The sequence below is a fragment of the uncultured Cellulomonas sp. genome (assembly GCF_947494015.1).
Classification (GTDB): Bacteria; Actinomycetota; Actinomycetes; order Actinomycetales; family Cellulomonadaceae; genus Pengzhenrongella.
The window spans coordinates 14,101-36,278 of record NZ_CANLTL010000022.1 but is presented as its reverse complement, the minus strand read 5'-3'; the positions used below and the strand labels follow the sequence as shown (position 1 = coordinate 36,278).

At 73.9% G+C, this 22,178-nt stretch carries 18 protein-coding genes; 7 read left to right on the top strand and 11 right to left on the bottom strand.

Translation table 11 applies throughout. From position 1 onward, the window contains the following. Window positions 1-44: 44 nt before the first annotated feature. From Q0840_RS18150 to Q0840_RS18140, 3 genes are all read left to right on the top strand, one after another. Entirely contained in the window at window positions 45-851 is an 807-nt protein-coding gene (locus Q0840_RS18150) for a carbohydrate ABC transporter permease (protein ID WP_298462298.1), read from the top strand. A gap of 59 nt (window positions 852-910) precedes the next feature. Next, window positions 911-2,245: an ABC transporter substrate-binding protein gene (locus Q0840_RS18145; protein ID WP_298462297.1), complete on the top strand. Its 1,335-nt coding sequence runs from the start codon at window positions 911-913 to the stop codon at window positions 2,243-2,245. 168 nt (window positions 2,246-2,413) lie between these two features. Continuing rightward, window positions 2,414-4,615, top strand: a complete 2,202-nt coding sequence (locus tag Q0840_RS18140; RefSeq protein WP_298462294.1) for an alpha-galactosidase — start codon at window positions 2,414-2,416, stop codon at window positions 4,613-4,615. Window positions 4,616-4,640: 25 nt separating this feature from the next. Here Q0840_RS18140 and Q0840_RS18135 read toward each other — a convergent pair whose 3' ends face one another. Further along, a complete protein-coding gene (locus tag Q0840_RS18135; protein WP_298462291.1) occupies window positions 4,641-5,405 on the bottom strand; it encodes an ABC transporter permease in 765 nt (254 codons plus the stop codon). 15 nt (window positions 5,406-5,420) lie between these two features. Beyond that, entirely contained in the window at window positions 5,421-6,599 is a 1,179-nt protein-coding gene (locus Q0840_RS18130) for a sodium:proton antiporter (RefSeq protein ID WP_298462288.1), read from the bottom strand. Between Q0840_RS18130 and Q0840_RS18125 the strand changes: the two genes are divergently transcribed. Both Q0840_RS18125 and pulA read left to right on the top strand, forming a co-directional pair. Beyond that, window positions 6,594-7,301, top strand: coding sequence for an esterase-like activity of phytase family protein (locus tag Q0840_RS18125; protein ID WP_298462340.1), 708 nt, complete (start codon window positions 6,594-6,596; stop codon window positions 7,299-7,301). The two genes, Q0840_RS18130 and Q0840_RS18125, sit on opposite strands and share 6 nt — an antisense overlap. A gap of 23 nt (window positions 7,302-7,324) precedes the next feature. After that, window positions 7,325-11,521, top strand: a complete 4,197-nt coding sequence (gene pulA, locus Q0840_RS18120; RefSeq protein WP_298462285.1) for a pullulanase-type alpha-1,6-glucosidase — start codon at window positions 7,325-7,327, stop codon at window positions 11,519-11,521. Between the two features lie 25 nt (window positions 11,522-11,546). Here the strand turns inward: pulA and Q0840_RS18115 are convergent, their stop codons facing one another. The 4 genes from Q0840_RS18115 to Q0840_RS18100 all read right to left on the bottom strand — a co-directional run bounded on the left by Q0840_RS18115 (window position 11,547) and on the right by Q0840_RS18100 (window position 15,578). Beyond that, a complete protein-coding gene (locus Q0840_RS18115) occupies window positions 11,547-12,407 on the bottom strand; it encodes an ABC transporter ATP-binding protein (protein ID WP_298462283.1) in 861 nt (286 codons plus the stop codon). Next, window positions 12,404-13,492: an iron chelate uptake ABC transporter family permease subunit gene (locus tag Q0840_RS18110; protein ID WP_298462280.1), complete on the bottom strand. Its 1,089-nt coding sequence runs from the start codon at window positions 13,490-13,492 to the stop codon at window positions 12,404-12,406. Before Q0840_RS18110 ends, Q0840_RS18115 begins: the two co-directional genes overlap by 4 nt. Continuing rightward, window positions 13,489-14,472 carry a FecCD family ABC transporter permease gene (locus Q0840_RS18105; RefSeq protein ID WP_367183154.1) on the bottom strand — a complete coding sequence of 328 codons (984 nt, stop codon included), beginning with the start codon at window positions 14,470-14,472 and terminating at the stop codon, window positions 13,489-13,491. The genes Q0840_RS18110 and Q0840_RS18105 overlap by 4 nt, the downstream gene beginning before the upstream one ends. Window positions 14,473-14,540: 68 nt before the next feature. After that, window positions 14,541-15,578: an iron-siderophore ABC transporter substrate-binding protein gene (locus tag Q0840_RS18100; protein ID WP_298462277.1), complete on the bottom strand. Its 1,038-nt coding sequence runs from the start codon at window positions 15,576-15,578 to the stop codon at window positions 14,541-14,543. Window positions 15,579-15,814: 236 nt separating this feature from the next. Between Q0840_RS18100 and Q0840_RS18095 the strand changes: the two genes are divergently transcribed. Next, window positions 15,815-16,144, top strand: a complete 330-nt coding sequence (locus tag Q0840_RS18095) for an STAS domain-containing protein (RefSeq protein WP_298462274.1) — start codon at window positions 15,815-15,817, stop codon at window positions 16,142-16,144. A 12-nt stretch (window positions 16,145-16,156) separates the two neighbouring features. Here Q0840_RS18095 and Q0840_RS18090 read toward each other — a convergent pair whose 3' ends face one another. The 5 genes from Q0840_RS18090 to Q0840_RS18070 all read right to left on the bottom strand — a co-directional run bounded on the left by Q0840_RS18090 (window position 16,157) and on the right by Q0840_RS18070 (window position 21,121). Beyond that, window positions 16,157-16,795 carry a dihydrofolate reductase family protein gene (locus Q0840_RS18090; protein ID WP_298462271.1) on the bottom strand — a complete coding sequence of 213 codons (639 nt, stop codon included), beginning with the start codon at window positions 16,793-16,795 and terminating at the stop codon, window positions 16,157-16,159. Window positions 16,796-16,874: 79 nt separating this feature from the next. Continuing rightward, a complete protein-coding gene (locus tag Q0840_RS18085; RefSeq protein ID WP_298462268.1) occupies window positions 16,875-18,122 on the bottom strand; it encodes a hypothetical protein in 1,248 nt (415 codons plus the stop codon). Window positions 18,123-18,134: 12 nt separating this feature from the next. Next, window positions 18,135-19,691, bottom strand: coding sequence for a S8 family peptidase (locus tag Q0840_RS18080; protein WP_298462265.1), 1,557 nt, complete (start codon window positions 19,689-19,691; stop codon window positions 18,135-18,137). Between the two features lie 201 nt (window positions 19,692-19,892). Further along, a complete protein-coding gene (locus Q0840_RS18075; protein ID WP_298462262.1) occupies window positions 19,893-20,159 on the bottom strand; it encodes a hypothetical protein in 267 nt (88 codons plus the stop codon). Window positions 20,160-20,389: 230 nt separating this feature from the next. Further along, the gene (locus Q0840_RS18070; protein ID WP_298462259.1) at window positions 20,390-21,121 is read right to left on the bottom strand and encodes a DinB family protein; all 732 of its coding nucleotides are present in this window, start codon (window positions 21,119-21,121) and stop codon (window positions 20,390-20,392) included. Between the two features lie 781 nt (window positions 21,122-21,902). Between Q0840_RS18070 and Q0840_RS18065 the strand changes: the two genes are divergently transcribed. Further along, a complete protein-coding gene (locus Q0840_RS18065) occupies window positions 21,903-22,172 on the top strand; it encodes a hypothetical protein (RefSeq protein ID WP_298462256.1) in 270 nt (89 codons plus the stop codon). Window positions 22,173-22,178 lie beyond the last annotated feature (6 nt).

Sequence of the window (22,178 nt, the reverse complement as noted above, 5' to 3'; positions counted from 1 at the left end):
CGGCCGGCGGCCCGCACGAGAGCCCGGTCTCCCGCACGGTCGCGATGACGATCATGGTCGTCTTCACCGTCTACTTCCTCATCCCGATCTGGTGGCTGCTCGTGGCGGCCACCAAGGAGCGCGGCGACCTGACGACCACCAACGCGCTGTGGTTCAGCGACCTGAACCTGGTCGAGAACCTGGCCGCGACGACCGGGTACGGCGGGGGAGTGCTGCCGCGCTGGCTGCTGAACAGCGTGCTCTACGCCGGCGGCGGTGCGCTGCTGGGCACCCTGCTGGCGGGCATGTGCGGGTACGCGCTGGCCAAGTACCGCTTCCCCGGGCGCGAGCTCGTCTTCAACGTCGTGCTCGGCGGCGTGCTGGTGCCGGCCACGGCCCTCGCGCTGCCGCTGTTCCTGCTGTTCAGCCAGGTCAACGCCACCAACACGTTCTGGTCGGTGTTCCTGCCGAGCATCGTCAGCCCGTTCGGCGTCTACCTCACCCGGATCTTCGCCGCGTCCGCCGTCCCCGAGGAGCTGCTCGAGGCCGCCCGGCTGGACGGCTCCGGGGAGGTCCGGACGTTCTTCACCGTGGCCGTCCGGCTCATGTTCCCGGCCCTCGTGACCGTGTTCCTGTTCCAGTTCGTCGCGATCTGGAACAACTTCTTCCTGCCGCTCATCATGCTGCGCGACGAGCGCCTGTTCCCGGTGACCCTCGGTCTCTACACCTGGAACACCCAGGTCAACCAGGTCCCCGAGCTGCGCCTGTACGTGCTCACCGGCGCACTGCTGTCGATCGTGCCGCTCATCGTCGTGTTCCTGCTGCTGCAGCGCTTCTGGCGCGGCGGGCTGGGAACCGGCGCCCTCAAGTGACCACCCACCACCCCTCGCCAGCCCCGACATCCCCCGTCCCACCCTCCGAGAGGACCACCATGCGCACCACCACCCGAGCGGCCGGCGTCGCCCTGCTCGCGCTCACCGCCGTCACCGCCTGCTCGTCCGGGTCCGGCGACACCGGCGCCGCGGCGTCGGGCGCCGCCGCCGCCTGCGAGCCCGCCGGCGAGCCGGTCACCCTGACCTTCACCTCCTGGATCCCCGGCATCGAGGACGTCGTCGCGCTCTGGAACGAGGACAACCCCGACATCCAGGTCGAGGTCCAGACGGGCCCCAACGGCAACGGCGGCACCTACCAGAACTTCTTCAACCAGCTCGAGGCCGGCAACGCCCCGGACCTGGGGCAGGTGGAGTACGACGCGCTGCCCAACTTCCGCGTGCAGGACGGTCTGGTCGACCTGTCCGCGTGCGACGACGTCGTCGCGGCCCAGGACGAGTTCGTCGACTGGACCTGGCAGCAGGTGCAGCTGGGCGAGGACGACGCGGTGTACGCCATCCCGCAGGACGCCGGTCCGATGGCGCTGTTCTACCGCGCCGACCTCTTCGAGCAGTACGGCATCGAGGTGCCCACGACGTGGGAGGAGTTCGCGACCGCGGCGGAGCAGGTGCGCGCGACCGGCGGCTACATCACCAACTTCTCCCAGGCGGACGTCAACCAGTTCGCCGGCCTGGTGTGGCAGGCGGGCGGCTCGTGGTTCGGCAACGACGGCGACCAGTGGACGGTGGACCTGACCAGCGAGGAGTCGGAGAAGGTCGCCGCGTACTGGGACGACCTCATCGAGCGCGACCTCGTCTCGACCTACCCGGGCTGGACCACCGAGTGGGACAACGCCTACAACACCGGCGAGGTGTGGACGTGGAACTCGGCGGTCTGGGGCGCCAACTCCATCATGACCGGGGCACCGGACACCGCCGGCGCCTGGCGGGTCGCGCCGTCCCCGCAGTGGGAGGACGGCGGGGAGTCCGCCGGCAACTGGGGCGGCTCCACGACCGTGGTGTTCCAGGGGACCGAGCACGTCTACGAGGCCGCGCAGTTCGCCCTGTGGCTCAACACCTCCGAGGAGGCGCTGACGGCGCTCATCGAGGCCGCCAACCTCTACCCCGCCACGACGGAGGGTGCGGCGCTGCCGGCGCTCGCCGAGGGCGTGGAGTTCTACGGCGGCCAGCCGATCTACGACGTCTTCGCCGAGGCCAGCACCCAGGTCTCGCCGGACTTCGTCTGGGGACCGACCATGACGCAGGTCTACAACGACGTGTCGGACGGCTTCTCCACCGCCATCTCCGGTGACCAGACCCTGCCGGAGGCGCTCGCGGAGGCGGAGGAGTCCACCGTCGCCGCGCTGGAGGCGCAGGCCATCCCGGTCGCCTCCTGATCGCGGGCCGGCGCCGACCAGCGCGCCCGCCGACGCCGGCTGACGCGGGCTGACGCCGGTCTGTCGGCGTCACGGCCCGGTGCCGCGGGTGCCACCCTGACGGGTGTGCGCCCGCGGCACACCGCTGTCCCGGCGACCACGGCCACCACCCATCCCGAGGAGATCCGCGTGACCCCACCCTCCACCTGCGCGCTGCGTGCCGCCGGCGTCAGCCTCGTCCTCGACCTGGCCGGGCCCGGCCTGCCGGTCGTCCTGCACTGGGGTCCGGACCTGGGCCCGCTGGACGACGACGCCCTGGCCGCGCTGCGCCGGACGGCCGCCGCACCGGTGGCCGGCAACGGGATGGACGTGCCGGTCGCGGTCTCGCTGGTGCCCGAGGCGAGCACGGGCTGGACCGGCACGCCCGGGCTCACCGGCCACCGGCCGGACGGATCGGCGTGGTCGAGCGCGTTCCGCACGGAGCGGGTCGTGCTCGAGCCGCTCGACGCGGAGCCGGACGCAACCTCGGACGCCGGCCCCCGCGTCGCCGCGACGGACCCGACCGGCGCCGGCGGACGCGTCGTCGTGCACGCCGGGGACGACCACGCCGCGCTCGGCCTCACCCTGGAGGTCGAGCTGCTCGCCGCGGGGCTGCTGCGCACCCGGGCCACCGTGACGAACCGGGGCGAGACCCCCTACGACGTCGGCGGGCTGGCGCTGGCCCTGCCGGTCCCCGCGGTGGCGACCGACGTCCTGGACCTCGCCGGCCGCTGGGCCAAGGAGCGCGTCCCCCAGCGCCGGCCGCTGACCGTGGGGACGCACCTGCGCGAGGGGCGGCACGGCCGCACCGGTGCCGACGCCGCGACCGTGCTGGTCGCCGGCGAGCACGGGTTCACGTTCGCGCGCGGGCCGGTGTGGGGCGTGCACGTCGCCTGGAGCGGCAACCACCGCACGTACGCCGAGCGGGTGCCGACCGGTGAGCGGCTGCTCGGCGGCGGCGAGCTGCTGCTGCCGGGCGAGGTGCGCCTCGCGCCCGGCGAGGACTACCGGTCGCCGTGGCTGTACGGGGCCCACGGCGACGGCCTCGACGCGCTCGCCGCGCGGTTCCACACCCACCTGCGCGCCCGTCCGTCGCACCCGAGGTCACCGCGGCCGGTCGTGCTGAACGTCTGGGAGGCGGTCTACTTCGACCACGACCCGGCGCGGCTCGCCGAGCTGGCCACCCTCGCCGCCGAGGTCGGCGTCGAGCGCTTCGTGCTCGACGACGGCTGGTTCCGCGGGCGCCGCGACGACACCGCCGGCCTCGGGGACTGGTACGTCGACCCCGACGTCTGGCCGGACGGCCTGGCGCCGCTCGCGGACCACGTGCACGCCCTCGGCATGGAGCTCGGGCTGTGGTTCGAGCCCGAGATGGTCAACCCGGACTCGGACCTGGCCCGGGCCCACCCCGACTGGCTGCTGCAGGTCCCGGGGCGGCTGCCGGTGCCGTCCCGCAACCAGCAGGTGCTCGACGTCGCCAACCCCGCGGTGCACGCCTACCTGCTCGAGCGGATCGTCGACGTCGTGCGCGCGGCCGGCGTCGACTACGTCAAGTGGGACCACAACCGCGACCTGGTCGACGCCGGCTCGCTGCCGTCCGGCGCACCCCGGGTGCACGCCCAGACGCTCGCCGTCTACGCCCTGCTCGACGCCGTCCGCGACGCCTGCCCGGGCGTCGAGATCGAGTCGTGCTCGTCCGGCGGGGCGCGGGTCGACCTGGAGATCCTCGAGCGCACCGACCGCGTGTGGGCGTCGGACTGCATCGACGCCCACGACCGGCAGCACATCCAGCGCTGGACCGCCCAGCTCCTGCCGCCCGAGCTGGTCGGCAGCCACGTCGGCTCCGGACGCGCCCACACCACCGGGCGCACGCTCGACCTGTCCTTCCGCGCCGCCACGGCGCTGTTCGGCCACTTCGGCATCGAGTGGGACCTCGCCCGCGCGACCCCGGCCGAGCGCGCCGAGCTCGCCGGCTGGGTCCGCACCTACCGCGAGCACCGGGACCTGATCCACACCGGCCGCACGGTCCGCGCGACCGCGGCCGACGACGCCGTCTGGCTGCACGGCGCGGTCGCCCCCGACGGCGCCGAGGCGCTCTACGCCGTCGTCGTGCTCGACCGCCCGGTCACCTGGCCGCCGGGACGGCTGGCGCTGCCCGGCCTGCGGCCCGACCGCACGTACACCGTCCGGCCGCTCGTGCCCGGGTCCGTGCCGGACGACGTCCGGGTCGTCCCGCCGTGGTGGCCCGGACCGGTCACCCTGCCGGGCTCGGTGCTGCTGGCGGCCGGGGTGCAGCTCCCGGCCCTCGACCCCGACCACGCGGCGGTGCTGCACGTGCGGGCGGTGGACTGAGGGGTCGACATGATGCCCGGCGCGGTCAGCGCACGGGTACCGGCCGGAGCACACCGCGCGCCACCAGCTCCAGCGTGACGGCGACCGCGATCGTCTCCGCGGCGAGCAGGGCGACGAGCACGAGCAGCTGAGTGGCGCCCGCCTGGACCGGGGACCCACCGCCGAGCAGCACCCCGACGAACGCGCCGGGCAGGGTCACCAGCCCCACGGTGCGGGTCTGGTCGAGAGCCGGGACGAGCGCCTGCGCCGCGCCGGGGCGGCAGAGCTCCAGCACGGCGTCGCGGTCGGCGAGCCCGAGGGCCAGGGCCGCCTCGTACTCCCCGTGCCGTGCCCGCAGCTCGTCGACCGCACGCCGGCCGGCCAGCGACGTCGCCGTCATGGCACCGCCGACCAGGATGCCGGCGACCGGCAGGACGCTGACGGTGGCCAGCGGCATGGTCCCCGCCGCCACGACGGCCAGCGCGACCGGCAGGGCGCCCGCGGCGATCGGCGCGGCGACGCTCCACCGGTGGGACCGCGACGCGACGCGCCGGGCCGACGTCGCCGAGGCGACCACGAGCATCAGCGCGAGGAACGCGCCCGTCGCCCACCACGAGCGCAGCACGGCTGCGATGAGGAGCGAGACCATCCCGAGCTGGAGCACCGCACGCAGGGCCGCGGTCGCGACGCCGCGGCTCACCCCGATCCGTCCCGCCGCCGCGACGGCGGCCGCCACCGCGACGAGCACCACGAGCAGCACCAGGTAGGCCGGCGAGACCGAGACTGCTCCCTGGCCGGCGGCTGGGTCCACCCGGGGCCTCCTGGGTCAGGTCGTGCTGCGCGCGGGCGTCTGGTCGAACTGGCGGGCGACCACGACGTCGGTCGAGGAGTGGGCGAGGATGGACAGGAAGATGACCAGCCCCACGAGGTGGAACAGCTGGTCGCTGAGGCCGATCCCGGACTCCAGCACGATCAGACCGTAGACGACCGACGCGAAGCCCTTCGGGCCGAACCACATGGCCGCCACCTTCTCCCGTCCGGGCAGGCCCGAGCCCCAGAACGACACCTGCAGCGCCACCGGACGGGCCACGACGAGGGCCAGCACCGCGAACACCCACCCGGCCGCGTCGATCTCCCGGAACAGGAACACCGGGGTGATGAGCGCCCCGAACACCAGGATCGCGCCGAGCTTGAGCAGCTCGGTCACGAGCTCGCCGAACTGCTCGAACTCGTGACGCAGCCCCGGGCTCAACGAGGCCAGCGTGATGCCGGCCGTGAACGCCCCGAGGAACAGGTTGGCGTGCGTGGCCTGGCACACCGCGAGCACGAGCAGACCCACCGAGACCGCCACCAGCGGCTGGAGCGCCCGCGTGGCCTGCAGGAAGGGCAGCCGTTCGAGCCGGACCACCACGACCGGGACGAGCAGACCGACGAGGACCCCCAGGCCGATCTCCTCGGCGAGCTGCCAGCCGCTGGTGTCCCCGCCGGCCGCCGCCGCGAGCAGGACCAGCACGATGGGCAGCGCCAGCCCGTCGTTGACGCCGGACTCCACGTTGAGCAGGTGGCGCAGGCGCCGCGGGACCTCCTCCCGCCCCACGATCGCCGAGGCGAACACGGGATCGGTCGGGGCGAGGACCGCACCCAGCAGGAACGACTCGAGCCAGGGCAGCCCGGCCACGTAGTGGGCCAGGGCGGCGGTCACCACGAGCGTCAAGGGCAGACCGAGCAGCAGCGCACGGCCGGGCAGTCGCCACGCGCGGCGCAGGTCGTGCACGCCGACGCGCATGCCGTCGGTGAACAGCACCGAGAACAGGGCCAGCTCCGCCAGTCCGCCGACCACCGGGTCCCCGGTCTCGACGTCGATGACGCCGAGCACGCCCTGTCCCAGCACGAAGCCGCCCAGCAGGAAGAGCACCGCCGTCGACAGCACGGTGCGGTTCGCCCGCTCCGAGATGAGGACGGCCGCGAGCAGCAGGACCGAGAAGCTCAGCAGCAGCGAATCCACACGGGTCCTTTCGGTGACGAGCCGACGGTCCCCACCGGCGGCCAGCGGCCATCGGACCACGTCGCGGACACCGTCGCGCGTCGGCGGCCACCCCGACCCGCCCGGTGGCCACCCGTCGCGCTCGGCCCGCGCCGCCGCGGCTTCCCGCCCGGGGAGGCGCCGGCCGTCGCCGCGAGCCGCGGCGTCGAGGCGATGGCGGGCTCGCGCAACGGTCGCTACCTGTCCCCGATCGTCGAGGCCGCGCTGGTGGGCGACCCGGACCCGCGTCGCCGCGTGGTGTACGAGCTCGACACCCGCACCGGTCGGTACACCGGTGACACGTGGAGCGTGCGATCCGGCCGCGACGCCAACGTCGTCGGGGACGCGTCCATGACCGGCGACGAGGAGATGCTGGTGGTCGAGCGCGACGAGTTCCGGGGCGCCGCGTCGGTCACCAAGCGCATCGACGAGATCGACCTGCGCCGGGAGGACGACGACGGGTACGTCAGCAGGACCCTCGTGCTGGACGTGGTGAAGATCGCGAGCCCGGACGACCTGGCGGCCGGCGCCGGGTACGGCACCGGGAACCCCTTCTCGCTGCCCGTGCAGTCCCTCGGGACGGTCGTCCAGCTCCGCGACGGCCGACTGCGGTACGGACCGGCACGGTGCCTTCCCGCACCGGCGCTGACACCCCGCTGTGACGCCCCGCACGGCCGTCCTTGACACCCACCTGGACACGCAGTTGAGTGACCGCGGACCATGTCGACGGCGACGTGGCCGACGTCGGGGAGACGCCCATGCGCAGCTGGCCGAACCGTCACCGCCGGACCTCCGCGCTGACCGCCGCCCTCGCGCTGGTGGCCGTCGGGATCCCCACCGCGGCGCAGGCGGATCACGTCCCGACGCCAGGATCGGTGACCCTGGTGGGGGACCTCCAGTCCGAGCTCGGCTGCCCCGGGGACTGGCAGCCCGAGTGCGCCGCGACCCACCTGGCCGACGCCGACGGGGACGGGGTCTGGTCCGCGACGTTCGAGGTCCCGGTCGGGACCTGGGCCTTGAAGGTGGCCCTGGACGACTCGTGGGACGTCAACTTCGGCGCCAACGGCGCCCAGGGCGGCGCCGACATCGCCCTGACCGTCGAGACCGCCGGTGCGGTGACGTTCTCCTACGACCACGCGACCCACGGGGTGACGGCGGACGGCGAGGGGCTGGCCGGCCCGGCCCTGACCGAGGCGCGCGCGCACTGGCTCACCGAGGACCTCATCGCCTGGGACGTGACCGACCCGGCCGCGACGTACACGCTGCACCTGTCCCCGGACGGCCTCGAGCTCGGCGAGGACGGCGTGACCGGCGGCGTCGAGCAGCCGCTCACCTGGGTCGGCGACTCCCTGCCGCCCGAGCTCGCGCAGCGCTGGCCGCACCTGGCCGACCTCGCGCTGCTCCGGGTGCCCGACGCCGTGGCGGCCCGCACCGCGCTCCTGGGGGCGCTCGCGGTCTCGGCCGAGGTCGACGGCGCGTTCGTCGACGCGACCGGGCTGCAGGTCCCGGGTGTCCTCGACGACCTCTACGCCGCCGACGCGCGGGACGCCGAGCTCGGCGTCAGCTGGGACGACGCCGGCGTCCCGACGCTGCGGCTGTGGGCGCCCACGGCGCGCTCGGTGACCCTGCACCTGTTCGACGACCCGGACGCCCCGCCGCCCGGCCAGACCGTGCCCATGACCCTGGACGTCGGCACCGGCATCTGGACGGTGGTCGGCGCCCCGGGCTGGGACCGTCGCTTCTACCTCTACGAGGTCGAGGTCTTCGTGCCCTCGACCGGCCAGGTCGAGCACAACGTCGTGACCGACCCGTACAGCGTGAGCCTCGCGGCCAACTCCACCAAGAGCCAGGTCGTCGACCTCTCCGACCCCGACCTGGAGCCCGCGGGCTGGGACGCCGTGGGCACCCAGGCCCCCCCGACGCCGGAGCGGATCGACCTGTACGAGCTGCACGTGCGCGACTTCTCGATCGGCGACGAGTCGGTGCCCGCCGAGCACCGGGGCACCTACCTGGCGTTCACCCACCCCGAGACCGACGGCATGCAGCACCTGCGCGCCCTGCGGGCAGCCGGCCTGACGACGGTCCACCTGCTGCCGACCTTCGACATCGCCTCGATCGAGGAGGTCCGCGCCGAGCAGGCCGAGCCGCAGATCCCGCAGGCAGCGCCGGACTCGCCCGCGCAGGGTGAGGCCGTCCTGGAGGTGGCCGCGGACGACGCCTTCAACTGGGGCTACGACCCGTGGCACTACAACGCACCGGAGGGGTCCTACGCCACCGACCCCGACGGCGCCCGGCGGATCCTGGAGTACCGGCAGATGGTCCAGGGCCTGAACGGGGCCGGTCTCGGCGTGGTCAACGACGTCGTCTACAACCACACCGCCGCGGCCGGGCAGGCGGACAGGTCCGTGCTGGACCGGATCGTGCCCGGCTACTACCACCGCCTGCTGGAGGAGGGCAGCGTGGCGACGTCGACGTGCTGCCCGAACACCGCCACCGAGCACGCCATGATGGAGAAGCTCATGGTCGACTCGGTCGTGCTGTGGGCGACGCAGTACAAGGTCGACGGCTTCCGTTTCGACCTCATGGGTCACCACTCCCGCGACAGCATGCTCGCCGTCCGCGCGGCCCTGGACGCCCTGACGCCCCAGGACGACGGCGTCGACGGCTCGCAGGTCTACGTGTACGGCGAGGGCTGGAACTTCGGCGAGGTGGCCGACGACGCGCGGTTCGTCCAGGCCACGCAGGCCAACATGGCCGGCACCGGCATCGGCACGTTCAGCGACCGGCTGCGGGACGCCGTGCGCGGCGGCGGCCCCTTCGACGAGGACCCGCGGGTGCAGGGCTTCGGCTCCGGCCTGCTCACCGACCCCAACGGGGCCGCCGTCAACGGTGACGCCGCCGCGCAGCGTGCGGCGCTGCTGCTGGCCATGGACCAGATCCGGGTCGGCCTGGCCGGCAACCTCGCGGCGTACACCTTCACCGGCCGCACGGGGGAGACGGTCACCGGCGCCCAGGTGCCCTACAACGGGCAGCCCGCCGGGTACACCGCCGACCCGCAGGAGAACGTCCTGTACGTCTCCGCGCACGACAACGAGACGCTGTACGACTCCAACGCCTTCAAGCTGCCGCCGGGCACCTCGATGGCCGACCGGGTTCGGATGCAGCAGCTCGCGCTGTCCACCGTGGCGCTCGGCCAGGGCGTGTCCTTCTTCCACGCCGGCTCGGACATCCTGCGGTCGAAGTCCCTGGACCGGAACAGCTACGACTCCGGTGACTGGTTCAACGCCCTCGACTGGAGCCTGCAGAGCAACAACTTCGGGGTCGGGCTGCCCCCGGCGCCGGACAACGAGGCCAAGTGGCCGTTCATGCAGCCGCTGCTCGCCGACCCGGCCCTGGTCCCGACGCCGACCGACATCGCCGCGTCCGCGGCACGGTTCCGCGACCTGCTCGCGGTCGCCGACTCCAGCCCGCTGTTCTCGCTCACGACGGCGCAGCAGGTGCAGGCGAAGGTCCGGTTCCACAACACCGGCCCGGACCAGGTGCCCGGCGTCATCGCCATGCACCTGGACGACACCGCCGGCGTCGACGTGGACCCCGCCCTCGACGGCGTCCTCGTGGTCTTCAACGCCTCCGACGAGCCGGTCAGCCTCACCCTCGACGAGCTCACCGGCCACGCCTTCGCGCTGTCGCCGGCCCTGGCCGACGGGGCCGACGACGTCGTCCGCGGCACCACGTGGGACCCGGCGTCCGGCACCGTGACGGTGCCCGCACGGACGACCGCGGCGCTCGTGGAGGCTGCGCCCCGCGCGCCGCAGCGCATCCTGGACGTCGCGGCGGTGACGCCCGGCACCGTCCACTGCGTCGGTGTGGCGGGGGAGCACGGTGTGCCGTCCGGCGCGGCCGGCGTCGTGGTCAACGTCACCGCCGTCGCGCCGTCCGGGCCGGGGTACGCGGTCGTGTTCCCCGACCGCCGGGGCGGCGGGACGACGCCGATGCCGGCCACCTCGACGGTCAACTTCGAGCCCGGCCGCGACGTCGCCAACTCCACGTTCGTGCCCCTGCCCGCCGACGGTGACCTCTGCTACGCGACCCAGGGTGCCGCCGAGGTCCGGCTGCTCGTCGACCTCACCGCCGTGGTCGCGGCCGACTCCGGCGTCGTGCTCACGCACCCCGCCCGGCTGCTGGACACCCGCCCGCTGGGGGTCGGCGAGATCGACGGGCCGGTCCCCGGCCGCAGCGTGCGGACCATCCAGGTCGCGGGCGTGGGCGGCGTCCCCGCCGACGCCAGGTCGGTCATGCTCAACGTCACGGTGGCCGGCGCGACGGAGCTGGGCAACCTGCGGGTCTTCCCTGGCGGCGCCCCGGTGCCCGACACCTCGGTGCTGAACTACGCGCCGGGCGTCGACAGGGCCAACGCGACCGTGGTGGAGCTCGCCGACGACGGGACGATCTCGCTGTGGTCGGACACCACCGCGCCCGTGCACGTGATCCTCGACGTGCTCGGCCACACCGCACCAGGGTCGGCGTACACGCCGGTGAGCCCGACCCGGGTGGTCGACACCCGCGCCGGCACGCAGGTCGGTGCGCTGACCGGGCCGCTCGCGGCCCGCCACGTGCACACCCTGCCGGTGGCGGGCGCTGCGTCGACCGGCGTGCCCGCCGGCGCGACGGCGGTCGTCCTCAACGTGACCGCCATCGACCCGACCACGGCCGGCAACCTGCGGGTCTACCCGGGAGCGGGCGCGCCGCCGTCGGCGTCCGCGATCAACTACGTCGTCGGACGGGACATCCCGAACCTCACCGTGGTGCCGCTGGGCCCGGACGGCCGGGTCAGCTTCTGGTCCGACCAGGAGGGTGGCGCGGTCGACCTCGCCGTCGACGTGCTCGGCTACCTGGCTCCCTGATCCGTTCTCTCCTGACGCGGGCCGGTCAGCGATCGGGCGCCCCGACGGCGACCACGCGGTCCGGCTCGCCGTCGGGGCGATCCGGGGCGCCCGTGTGGTGCCGGCCGATCGGGACCATGAGCGGCCGGCCGGAGACCGGGTCCTCGACCACGCGGCTGTCCAGACCGAAGACGGCGCGGACGGTGTCCTCGGTCAGCACCGCCGCCGGGTCCCCGGCCGCGTGGATGCGCCCGCCGACCAGGGCGATGAGGTGGTCGGCGTAGCGCGCCGCGAGGTTCAGGTCGTGCAGCACCATGACGATCGTCGTGCCCCGCGAGCGGTTGAGGTCGGTCAGCAGGTCGAGCACCTCGACCTGGTGGCTGACGTCGAGGAACGTGGTCGGCTCGTCGAGCAGCAGCACGTCGGTCTGCTGGGCGAGCGCCATCGCGATCCAGGCCCGCTGGCGCTGCCCGCCGGACAGCTCGTCCATCGCCCGGTCGGCCAGCTCGACCGTGTCGGTCGCCTCGAGGGCCTCCGCGACGGCGACGTCGTCGGCGTGGCTCCACCGCGAGAACAGGCGCTGGTGCGGGTGGCGCCCGCGTCCCACGACGTCGGCGACGGTGATGCCCTCGGGTGCGACCGGTGACTGGGGGAGCAGCCCGAGCGTGCGGGCCAGCGCGCGGGCCGGCAGCCGGTGGATCGCCGTGCCGTCGAGCAGCACCGCGCCCGAGCGGGGCGCGAGCAGCCGGGACATCGCCCGCAGCAGCGTCGACTTGCCGCACGCGTTCGGTCCCACGACGGCCGTGATGCGCCCCGGCGGGACGGTCACGGACAGGTCCGCGACGACGGTGCGGTCCCCGTAGCCGACGGTCAGGGCCTGCGCGGCGAGGGTGTGCGAGGTCGTCACAGCGAGGCTCCGGAGCGGTGGGTGCGGACGATGAGGAGGAGCAGGTACGGCGCGCCGAGGACGCCGGTCACCACACCCACCGGGAAGCGGGTGCCCAGGGCGTACTGGCCCACGAGGTCCGCGGCGAGGACCAGCAGCGCACCGACGAGCGCCGCCGGCAGCAGCAGCGAGCCGCGCGGCCCCACCACGCGTGCGGCGATGGGGCCGGACAAGAAGGCCACGAACGCGACCGGCCCGGCGGCCGCGGTCGCGAACGCGATCAGACCGACCGCGGCGACCACCACGAGCAGCCGGGTGAGCCCGACCCGCACGCCGAGCGCGGCTGCGGTGTCGTCGCCGAGCTGCAGGGCGCCGAGGTGCCGCCCCCGGCTGAGCAGCACGGGGCCCAGCACGGTCAGGGCCAGCACGGTCGGCACCGTCGTGCCCCAGGTGCTCCCGTTGAGGCTGCCGGTGAGCCAGCGCAGCGTCTCCTGCAGGTCCCACTGCCCGGCCAGCGACAGGATGTGGACCGTCGCGCTCTCGAGCATGGTGGCGACGCCGATGCCGACCAGCACGAACCGCGCACCGGCGCTGCCGCCGCGGGCCGACAGCCCGTGCACGACCAGCGCGACGGCGAGGCCGGCGACGATCGCCACGGCCGAGACGGTGCTCCCGGACAGGCCCAGCACCACGATCGCGAAGGCTGCGGCGGCGCTCGCCCCCGCCGTGATGCCGATGATGTCCGGGCTGGCGAGCGGGTTGCGCAGCAGGGTCTGGAAGGTGACTCCGCCGAGCCCCAGGCTCAGGCCGGTCGCCACGGCGAGCACCGCGCGGGGCAGCCGCAGCGTGCCGACGGTGAAGGTGGCGCCGTCGACGTCCTGCCCGACGACGACGCGCAGGACGTCCATCGGCGGGTAGAACGTGCGGCCCACCATGAGGCTGGCTGCGAACGTCGCCGCGACGAGCACGACGAGGGTGAGGACGACGGCACGACGCCGGGACGCCCGCCGACGACGTCCCGAGGCGACGAGCCGCACCGTCGCCGGCGACGCGGGGCCCGAGCCGGCCGCGGCGCGGACGGCCGGCTCGGTCTCGGTCCCGGTCACAGCGCACGCACCTTCTGCCGGCGGACGACGTGGATGAAGAACGGCGCCCCGACGAGCGCGGTGATGATCCCGACGTCGATCTCGCCGGGCCGGGCGACGACCCGGCCGAGGACGTCGGCGCCGACCACCAGGCAGGCCCCGGTCAGCGCCGAGAACGGCAGCAGCCACCGGTGGTCCACGCCGACCAGGAGCCGGCACAGGTGCGGCACGACGAGCCCGACGAACCCGACGGGACCGGCCAGCGCGGTCACGGTCCCGCACAGCAGGACCGCGCCGAGGGCCGCCACCCCCCGGGCCAGCGCGACCCGCTCGCCGAGCCCGGCCGCGACGTCGTCGCCGAGGGCGAGGGAGTTGAGGCTGCGGGCGCACAGCAGGCTGACCGTGATCCCGACGGCGAGGAACGGCACGACGGGCTCGATGGTGGCGAAGGAGGCCCCGCCGACCCCACCGACCTGCCAGGACCGGATGGTCGCCGAGATGTCTCCCCGGGGCAGCGACACCGCGGTGATGATCGAGGCCAGCGCCGCCGACGTCGCGGCCCCGGCCAGGGCGAGCTTGAGCGGCGTCGCACCGCCCCGTCCGAGCGAGCCGATCGTGTAGACGACGACGGCCGCGACGCCGGCACCGGCGATGCCTGTCCACACGTAGCCGGTGGCGGTCGACAGGCCGAACCAGGCGATGCCGACCACGACGGCCAGGGATGCGCCCATGTTGACGCCGAGGATGCCCGGGTCCCCGAGCGGGTTGCGCGTCACGCCCTGCATGACGGCACCCGACAGCCCCAGCGCGGCACCGACCGCGACCGCCAGCACCGTGCGCGGGACGCGCTTGGCGACCGCCGCCTGGCCCAGGCCGTCGGTGCCGCCGCCCACACCGGCGACCACGTCGGACCAGCCGACCACGCGGGACCCGACGGTCACCGACAGGACGGCGAGGACGACCAGGACGGCGACGACGGCCAGCAGCCAGAGCGCGCGCACGCGGCCCGGCCGCCGCACGGGTCCGGGGGCCGGGCCGGGTGTCGTGGCCACCGACGGCGACGCGGTGGTCACGAGGAGGCGTCGGCGGCCCGAGCGAGCAGCTCCAGGTAGTCCTCGAGGACCCAGGAGATCGCGAGCGGCGTGGGGTTGGCCGCGGTGCCCAGCGGGCTCGTGCCCGGCAGGGAGACGATCGCCCCGGTCGCGACGGCCGGCATCTGCGACAGCAGGGGATCGGCCTCGAGCGTCGACACCAGCGCGTCGTCGCCGTAGGTCACCACGATGTCGACGTCGGCGAAGGTGTCGACCTGCTCGGCGCTGATCGTGCCCGAGAACTGGTCGCTCGCCGCAGAGGCCTCCGCGACGCTCGCCGGCGTCGCGAGCCCGAGGTCCTCGAAGAACGCCGTCCGCGTGTCGTGCGTCGTGTAGAAGCTGACCTCGCTGAGGTCCGCCGGGTCGACGTGGGTGAGGAACATCGTCGACCGGCCCTCGAGCTCCGGGTACTTCGCGACCGCCTCGGCGATCTCGCCCTCGATGCTCGCGACGAGCTCGGCACCCTCCTCGGCCATCCCCATCCCGGCCGCGTTGGTGGTGATCACCTCGCGCCACGGCGTGGACCACGCGGCCTCGGGGTACGCCACGACCGGCGCGATCTCGCTCAACGTGTCGTAGTCCTCCTGGGTCAGCCCCGAGTAGGCGGCGAGGATGACGTCGGGATCGGTGTCGGCGACCGCCTCGAAGTCGATGCCGTCGGTCTCGTCGAACAGCACCGGCGTCTCGGCGTCGAGCTCCTCGAGCCGCTCCTCGACCCACGGCAGCAGCCCGTCCCCGTCGTCGTCGCCGAAGTTCGCGGCGGCCATGCCCACCGGGACCACGCCGAGCGCCAGCGGCACCTCGTGGTTCGCCCAGTTGACCGTCGCCACGCGCTCGGGCCGCTCGTCGAACGTCGTGGTGCCGAAGGCGTGCTCGATCGTGATGGCTCCCTCCCCGGCGGACGGCGCACCGGAGCCGTCCGCCGCCGGGGCTGCGGTGCTGGAGCTGCACGCGCTCACGGTGAGGGCCGTCGCGACAAGGGCGGCGGACGCGGACAGGGTCCGGCGAGCGGGCATGGAGGCTCCGGTCTGTGAGCTGCGACGGCGGTCCGGGACGATCACCCCGAGGACGTCGCCGTTAGGTAAGGCTTACCTGCGAGCGGACGCTAGGGCACGCAGCGGTCGCGGCGCAAACATCCCTCGTCCGGGCGGCACGACGCCCGCTCCGCAGTGCCCGGCGAGCGCGAGCGCGTAGTCGATGCTTAGGTAACGGTCGGATAACGACTCTGACCGACGAACCTGAGGAGGGTGCCGTGCACTCCGTCGCGAACGACGGCCGCGCGGTCGTGCACGTCGCCGGTCAGCTCGACGTGGCGGGCGCCGCACCGCTGCGCCGCGAGCTCGTGCGCCTGGCCGACGCCGACGTCAGCGACGTGCTCGTGGACCTCACCGCGGTCACCTTCATCGACTCCACCGGCGTCGGCGTCCTGGTGGGAGGGCTCAAGCGGTTCCGCGGCACCGGCGGACGACTGGAGCTCGTGGTCGACGACGCCCGGGTGCTGCGGGTGCTGCGCATCGCCGGGCTGCTGCGGACGTTCACCATCCACGCGTCCGTCGAGCAGGCCCTCGCCGCCGAGGTGTGAGGGACGGGCCCGTCAGTGCCCGACTGCGCGGTCGGGCGCGGTCATGTCACCCGTGGCGGGTGTGCCGGCAGCGAGCGCGTACCGCAGGAGCACCGTGCCGCTCGGGCCGGCCACCGGCGGCTCGAGCAGCGTGAGGTTGGTGGGGACGACGCCGCCCGCCAGCACTCGCTTGCCGGTGCCGAGCATGATCGGGTGCACCCACAGGTCGAGGCGGTCCCACAGCTGGTCCCGCAGCAGGGTCTGCACCAGGTCGAGGCTGCCGACGACTCTCACGTGCTCGTGCCGGTCTCGCACCTCGCGCACCGCGCCGGCCAGGTCACGGCCGAGCTGGGTGGACCGGTTCCAGGAGAGGTCCGGCCTACCCCGGGAGGCGACGTACTTGGGGACCCGGTTGAACAGGGTGGCGATGCTCCTGTCGTCGCCGTGCACCTGGTGCGGCCAGTAGGCGGCGAAGATGTCGTACGTCCGCCGGCCCAGCAGCAGGGCGTCGGTGCCCTGGTACGCCGACGCGACCTGGCCGCCGCCGACGTCGTCCAGCAGCGGTGCCTGCCAGCCACCGAACGCGAACCCGACCGGGTCCTCGTCGGGGCCGCCGGGCGCCTGCCCGACGAGGTCCAGGGTGGCGAACAGCTCGAGGTGGATCAGTCCCACGGTGCACTCCGGTGTGGTCGGTGGCGGATGCGGTCAGGGAAGGGACCGGCCGGCGCGCCGAACCTCATCGCCGCCCCCGCTACCCGGTCACGACCGCGCTGAGCACGGCGTACCCGACCTCCCTGCCGGTGACGGCGCTGTGGTCGGCGATGAACTCGTCCGACCGGAGGTTCGTGATGGTCCGCGGGGCGAAGTCGTAGCTGGCGCCCACGGCTCCCAGGGTGCCTCCCGGTCCCCGCGCCGCTGACGACTTCAGCGCGCCGTTGCGGCCGATCCCGCCGTAGACGTCGTCGGCGTCGCCGAGGCCGGCGGCGACCTGGTTCGCCAGCCGGGAGGCGATGGCGTAGGCCAGGCCGATGGCCGTGTCGTTCCGGGTGTGGGTGACCAGCAGCGGCCCGGACAGGCGCGCGGGCACGGCCTGGAACAGGCCCCGCCCGCCGGCGCCGTCCCAGTCCTCGGCGAACCCGTAGTGGCTGAACGCGCCCTGCAGCAGGCTGACCGAGTGCACCGTCGCCCCGGTGTGCGCGGCGGCGGCCGCGGCGACCCGGGCGCCGAAGGAGTGCCCCAGCAGGTGCACCCGCACGTGCTGCCCCCGCCGCCCGGTCTCGGTCACGATCGTCTCCAGCAGGGACGCGACGCCCCGCGTGCCCACCGTCCCCGCCCGCGCCTTCATCGCGTAGTACGTCACGGTGTTGAGCAGCTTGCGGGCGCCGTCGAGGAAGCCGCCGAGGCTGAAGCCGGCGGCGCCACCGCCGAGCTCGGGGGCGTTCTCCAGGTCGGTCGCCGAGCCGGCGAGGTCGAACGCCACGTCGGCGTCCGCGGCCCGGTCCCGCAGGGCCGTGGGGACCGCGTCGTCGTCGTCCACCAGGTCCGCGGGGGGCAGCAGGTCGCGCAGCACGCGCAGGTACTCACGCCGGGCCTCGGGGTCGGTCTCCAGGCGCGGCACGAGGTCCTCGAGCCGGGCGGCCGCCGTGGTGTCCTCGACGCGGTCGGCGATGTCGGCCCGCAGGCGGGTCTCCCCGTCGGCGAGGCCCACCCCACCGCCCGCGACGTCGTCGGCCCACCTGATGGAGGGCCACAGCACACCGACCACGGCGATCCGCCGGGTCCGCGCCGCCGCGACGTGCGGCCGGGCGGCGTCGATGCTGTCGGCGAGCGCGTCGTACATCCGGCGGGCGGCGGGCATGTCGTTGTTCCAGCCGTGGATCATCAGCAGCACGTCGGTGGCGCGCTCGTCGTCGAGCATGCCCAGGACGGCGTCCACCTGGGCGCTGTCGTGGACCGTCCCGTCCTTCTCGAACTCCACCTCGCGGTACGGCAGGCTCATCGACCTCTCCTCTCAGATGCTCTGGATCGCCCGCATGGCGTCGACGAGGCCGCTGCCCTGGAAGGTCCGGGCGCGGCCGAGGTCGGACGCGGTGCTCATGAGGATCCGTTTGACGTCGTCCGGCCGGCCGACGAACTCCCGGTGCACGGACAGGAAGGCGGCGGCGACGCCCGACACGTGCGGCGCCGCCATGGACGTCCCCGAGTCCTCGACGTAGAGCGCGTCCGGCACCGCCCGGCGGGCCGCCTGCAGCAGCTCGCCGGTGCCGGCGCTCAGCACCCGCTCACCGGGCGCGACGAGATCGGGCTTGAGCCGGCCGTCCCCGGTGGGGCCCTTCGAGGAGAAGTAGGAGATCCCGGTGGAGTGCGGGGACGTCGACGTCGCCCCCACCGTGATGGCGTGCTCGGCGTTGCCCGGGTCGTTGATCGTCATGTCGAACCCGAGCTGCATCTGCCGCTTCTGCCGGTCCAGGGCGTACCCGCCACCGGTGTTGCCGGCCGCGACGACGACCACCACCCCGCTGCGGACCAGCCGGTCGACCTCCCGGCACACCGGCGTCAGCCCGGTGGCGAACCACTCGGGGTTGAACGGGTAGCCGACGGACAGGTTGACGCCGTGCACGTGCAGGTCCGCGCCGCCGCGGTTGAGGGTCTGGATGTACTCCAGCGCGTCGAGCAGGGCGGCGACGTCCCCCGAGCCGTCGTCGCGCAGCACCTTGCAGGACACGAGCTTGCACAGCGGCGCCATGCCGGAGATGCGGGGGAGCAGCACACGCTCCACCCCGGTCATCTCGTTGCCCGTGCGGTACCACGTCGCGGCCACGATCGGCTTGGTCTTGGACGCCGCCTTGTGCTCGCCGGCGATGATCCCGGCGACGTGGGTGCCGTGCCCGCTGGCGTCCCGGAGCGCGTCCGCGTCGGTCTCACCGGGCACGAAGCTACGGTGCAGATCGCCCTCCAGGGTGTCGTGCTTGGCGAAGTGCGGATGCGTGGCGTCGATCCCGGAGTCCAGCACCGCCCACACCACGCCCTCCCCGGACGCGTCGAAGGACCGCTGCGCCGCGGCGCACTTGGTCGTGATGATCGTGCGGTGGATCAGCTGGTGGGTGCGGAAGTTGGGCCAGATGCGGTGGATCGCCCGACGTGGAGCGCCGGCCGCGGAGCGGCTGCGGCGTGCGTGGTGGGCGTGCAGGGCGGCGCCCTCGTCGGCCTCGACCAGCGCGCGGATCTGGTCGGCCGTCAGGTCCAGGGTGACGTACAGGGTCGTGACCCGGGCAGGCCGGGTGACGCCCAGCGCGTGCAGCACCGCCTGCACGTCCTCCAGGGCGCCGCCGATGCCACCGGGGTGGGAGGTGTTGAGCTCGATGGTGACGTCGAACAGCGCGGCGGGGGGCGCGTCCTGCAGCTCCTCGGCGAGCGGACGGGCGATCACCGAGTCGGCGACGAGCGACGGGGACGACGGCACCGGTGGTCGGGCGCCGTGCACGCTCGCGGGTTGCTCGCGCCTCCTGGTGACGTCGGCCGGGTCGGGCGTCCCCGCGCGTTCGTCATCCGCGCCTGTCGGCTCCATCGTCGCTCCCCGGGCCGCGCCGTCGGCGGCGGGTCACCCGCCGGTCCGCGACCGCCGGGCCCCGAGATCCGCCGTCGCTCGGGACGCTACTCGCGGTGATCGCCGCGGCGCCAGAGTCCCGGTCGCCCCCGTCCGCGTCCCGGCGTTCGCCGCGGTGCGCGCAGCGGCGACCTGCTCCCGTGGCCCCGGGGACCGACGCCGTCAGGTGTCGTACCAGAGCCCGTCGAACGGATCGTGGTCCGCGATGACGTCGCCCGGTTCGACGTCGATGTCGTGCGTGCCGTCGTCGTACTCGCCGATCCGCCAGCCGAACGTCACGCCGTCGAGCGTCACCGTGAACGGCTCCACGTCGATGGGCTCGAGGACGTAGTCGCCGAGCTCCGCCAACCGCGCGTCGACGACGTCCTGGGCGTCGGCCGGGACCGCTTGGCCACCGGGAACACCGTTGGGGCGAGCGACGTCGTCCACACGGATCTCGTCGAACGTGCCGTCCGCGTCCCACAGGAAGAGCCCGACGAATGCGGAGCCGTCCGGCGAGAAGAGCTCGTCGATGAGGAGGAACGTGCGTCCGTCCTGCGCACGAACCGGCTGCGGGTGCGTCCCGCCTCACTGACGCATCGGCTGCGACCAGGCGCACCTGAGTGCGTGCGACCACCGCCCGCGCCCGGCCGACGACGACGACCCGCGGGCTCGTCGGCTCAGCCCAGGAGCGCCAGGTCCCGTCGCACGTAGCGCAGGTGCGCCCACTCCTCCTCGAGGATCACCCGGATGCAGTCGCCCACGCTCGGGTGCCAGTCACCGCCGCCCCAGGGGTCGTCGCGCTCCTCCGCGAGCAGCTCCGGCGTCGCCGTGGCCAGGAAGTCGGTGACGAGCTGCTGTCGCTCGGCGCGGACCGCGAGGACCTCCTCGAGGGGCGGCGGATCCGTCCGGAAGACCGACATGTCGAAGCCCATCTCCTGCGCCCCGGTGAAGATCTGGCCGATCTCGTGGAACGGCTGCTCGATCCGCAGGATCCCGCCACGCAACCACGCGTCGGTCGCCAGGACCAGGTGCCGCAACGTCTGGGCCAGGGACCACTCGTCCTCGACGTGGGCGTCGACGAGATGGGCCGGCGCGGCGTCCACGGTGGTCTGCCACGCGGACTGGACGGCGACCCACCCCGCGCGCAGGCCCTCGGGCGTCTGCGCCTTCTGCAGCTCGCGGCCCGGGAACTGCCGGTTCAGCTCGGCGTCCACCAGCGGCACCACGTCGACCCCGTTGACGATCAGGCTGCCGAAGAACAGGTCGTGGCTGTCGATGTCGAGGCCGCCGACGTCGACGCCGCGCATCGTCACACCGCTGACGTCCGAGAACCGCAGGGTCGCGCCCTTGAAGCTCGCCCTGACGAAGGTCGCGCCCTCGAACTCCTTCGTGCGGGAGTACGTCGTCATCCACCCATGATGGCACCGCGGTGGTGGGCGCGGACCGTCGACCGGCAGCCGGCGAGCGGACACGCGCCGACGGTCGCTGCGACGGCGCACGCCGAGAAGCGCGTGAGGCGGGTCACCGCGGCGGCGACCATCGTCGGCCGGTGGTGCAGGCCTCGAGCGAGACGGTCGCGGACCGACCCGCTCGGAGCAGCGCAAAGGCCGCCCCGGATCTTCCCGGAGCGGCCTGCTGTGATGCTGGTGGGCGATACTGGGATCGAACCAGTGACCTCTTCCGTGTCAGGGACCTCTGGCGCGCACCCGGCCGCCGTCTCGAGCGGGCTCGACGTACGGGGCGGCACGCTGCTGGCCGGTCCGAACCGGGGGCATCGACTAGCAGTTTGACTAGCGGGAGCGGCGTGCTCCCGCGGCAGCGGTACCGCGGCTCGATGGCGTGGGTTCAGGCGGTCGGGGCCCCCCGGCGTCCGGTGCGCCGGCGGCGACAGCCAACGTGGACGGCATGGCCGACGCCTTCGGAGTGGCCGCGCGGCCCCCGCCGTGAGACGCGTGACCGAGCCGGGTGTGACGCAGGGGACCATGGCGGTGCCATTGACACCGATTTGTCGCCCCGTGTCTCATGAGGACGCCTCTGTTCAGGCGCGGCGCGGCACCCGGTATCCGCTGCGACGTGACGCGTGAGTGGTCACGTGCGACGGAGCTACACCACGAGTCTCGAGCAGGTGCTCGACGTCGTCAGGCGCGCTGACGCGCCGCACATCCAGACCGACCGAACACGGAGGCACTCATGAGCGCTCTCACCACGGCGCAGACCCTGGCCACGCAGGCCGGCGGATTCGGGACCACGGGCCTGTCGGCCTGGATCCAGAACAACGTCATCACGATCATCCTGCTGCTCATCGCGGCGACCGCCCTGTGGGCGGGGAAGAACGGCAACATCTCCAAGGTCGTCACCATCGGCGCGTGCGCCGTCATCGGCGTGGCCATCCTCGCGCTCGCCACCACCGGTGCGGCAGCCGACATCGGTGTGTGGATCGTCAACCTCTTCCGAGCCTGAGGCTTC

What these genes read in the sequence shown, in the direction of transcription:
- Q0840_RS18085 (WP_298462268.1), bottom strand. Translation starts at nt 18,122, where the DNA reads ATGAGCCTGCCGTACCGCGAGGTGGAGTTCGAGAAGGACGGGACGGTC.
- Q0840_RS18070 (WP_298462259.1), bottom strand. Translation starts at nt 21,121, where the DNA reads ATGACGACGTACTCCCGCACGAAGGAGTTCGAGGGCGCGACCTTCGTC.
- Q0840_RS18150 (WP_298462298.1), top strand. Translation starts at nt 45, where the DNA reads ATGACGATCATGGTCGTCTTCACCGTCTACTTCCTCATCCCGATCTGG.
- Q0840_RS18065 (WP_298462256.1), top strand. Translation starts at nt 21,903, where the DNA reads ATGAGCGCTCTCACCACGGCGCAGACCCTGGCCACGCAGGCCGGCGGA.
- Q0840_RS18145 (WP_298462297.1), top strand. Translation starts at nt 911, where the DNA reads ATGCGCACCACCACCCGAGCGGCCGGCGTCGCCCTGCTCGCGCTCACC.
- Q0840_RS18080 (WP_298462265.1), bottom strand. Translation starts at nt 19,691, where the DNA reads ATGGAGCCGACAGGCGCGGATGACGAACGCGCGGGGACGCCCGACCCG.
- Q0840_RS18100 (WP_298462277.1), bottom strand. Translation starts at nt 15,578, where the DNA reads ATGCCCGCTCGCCGGACCCTGTCCGCGTCCGCCGCCCTTGTCGCGACG.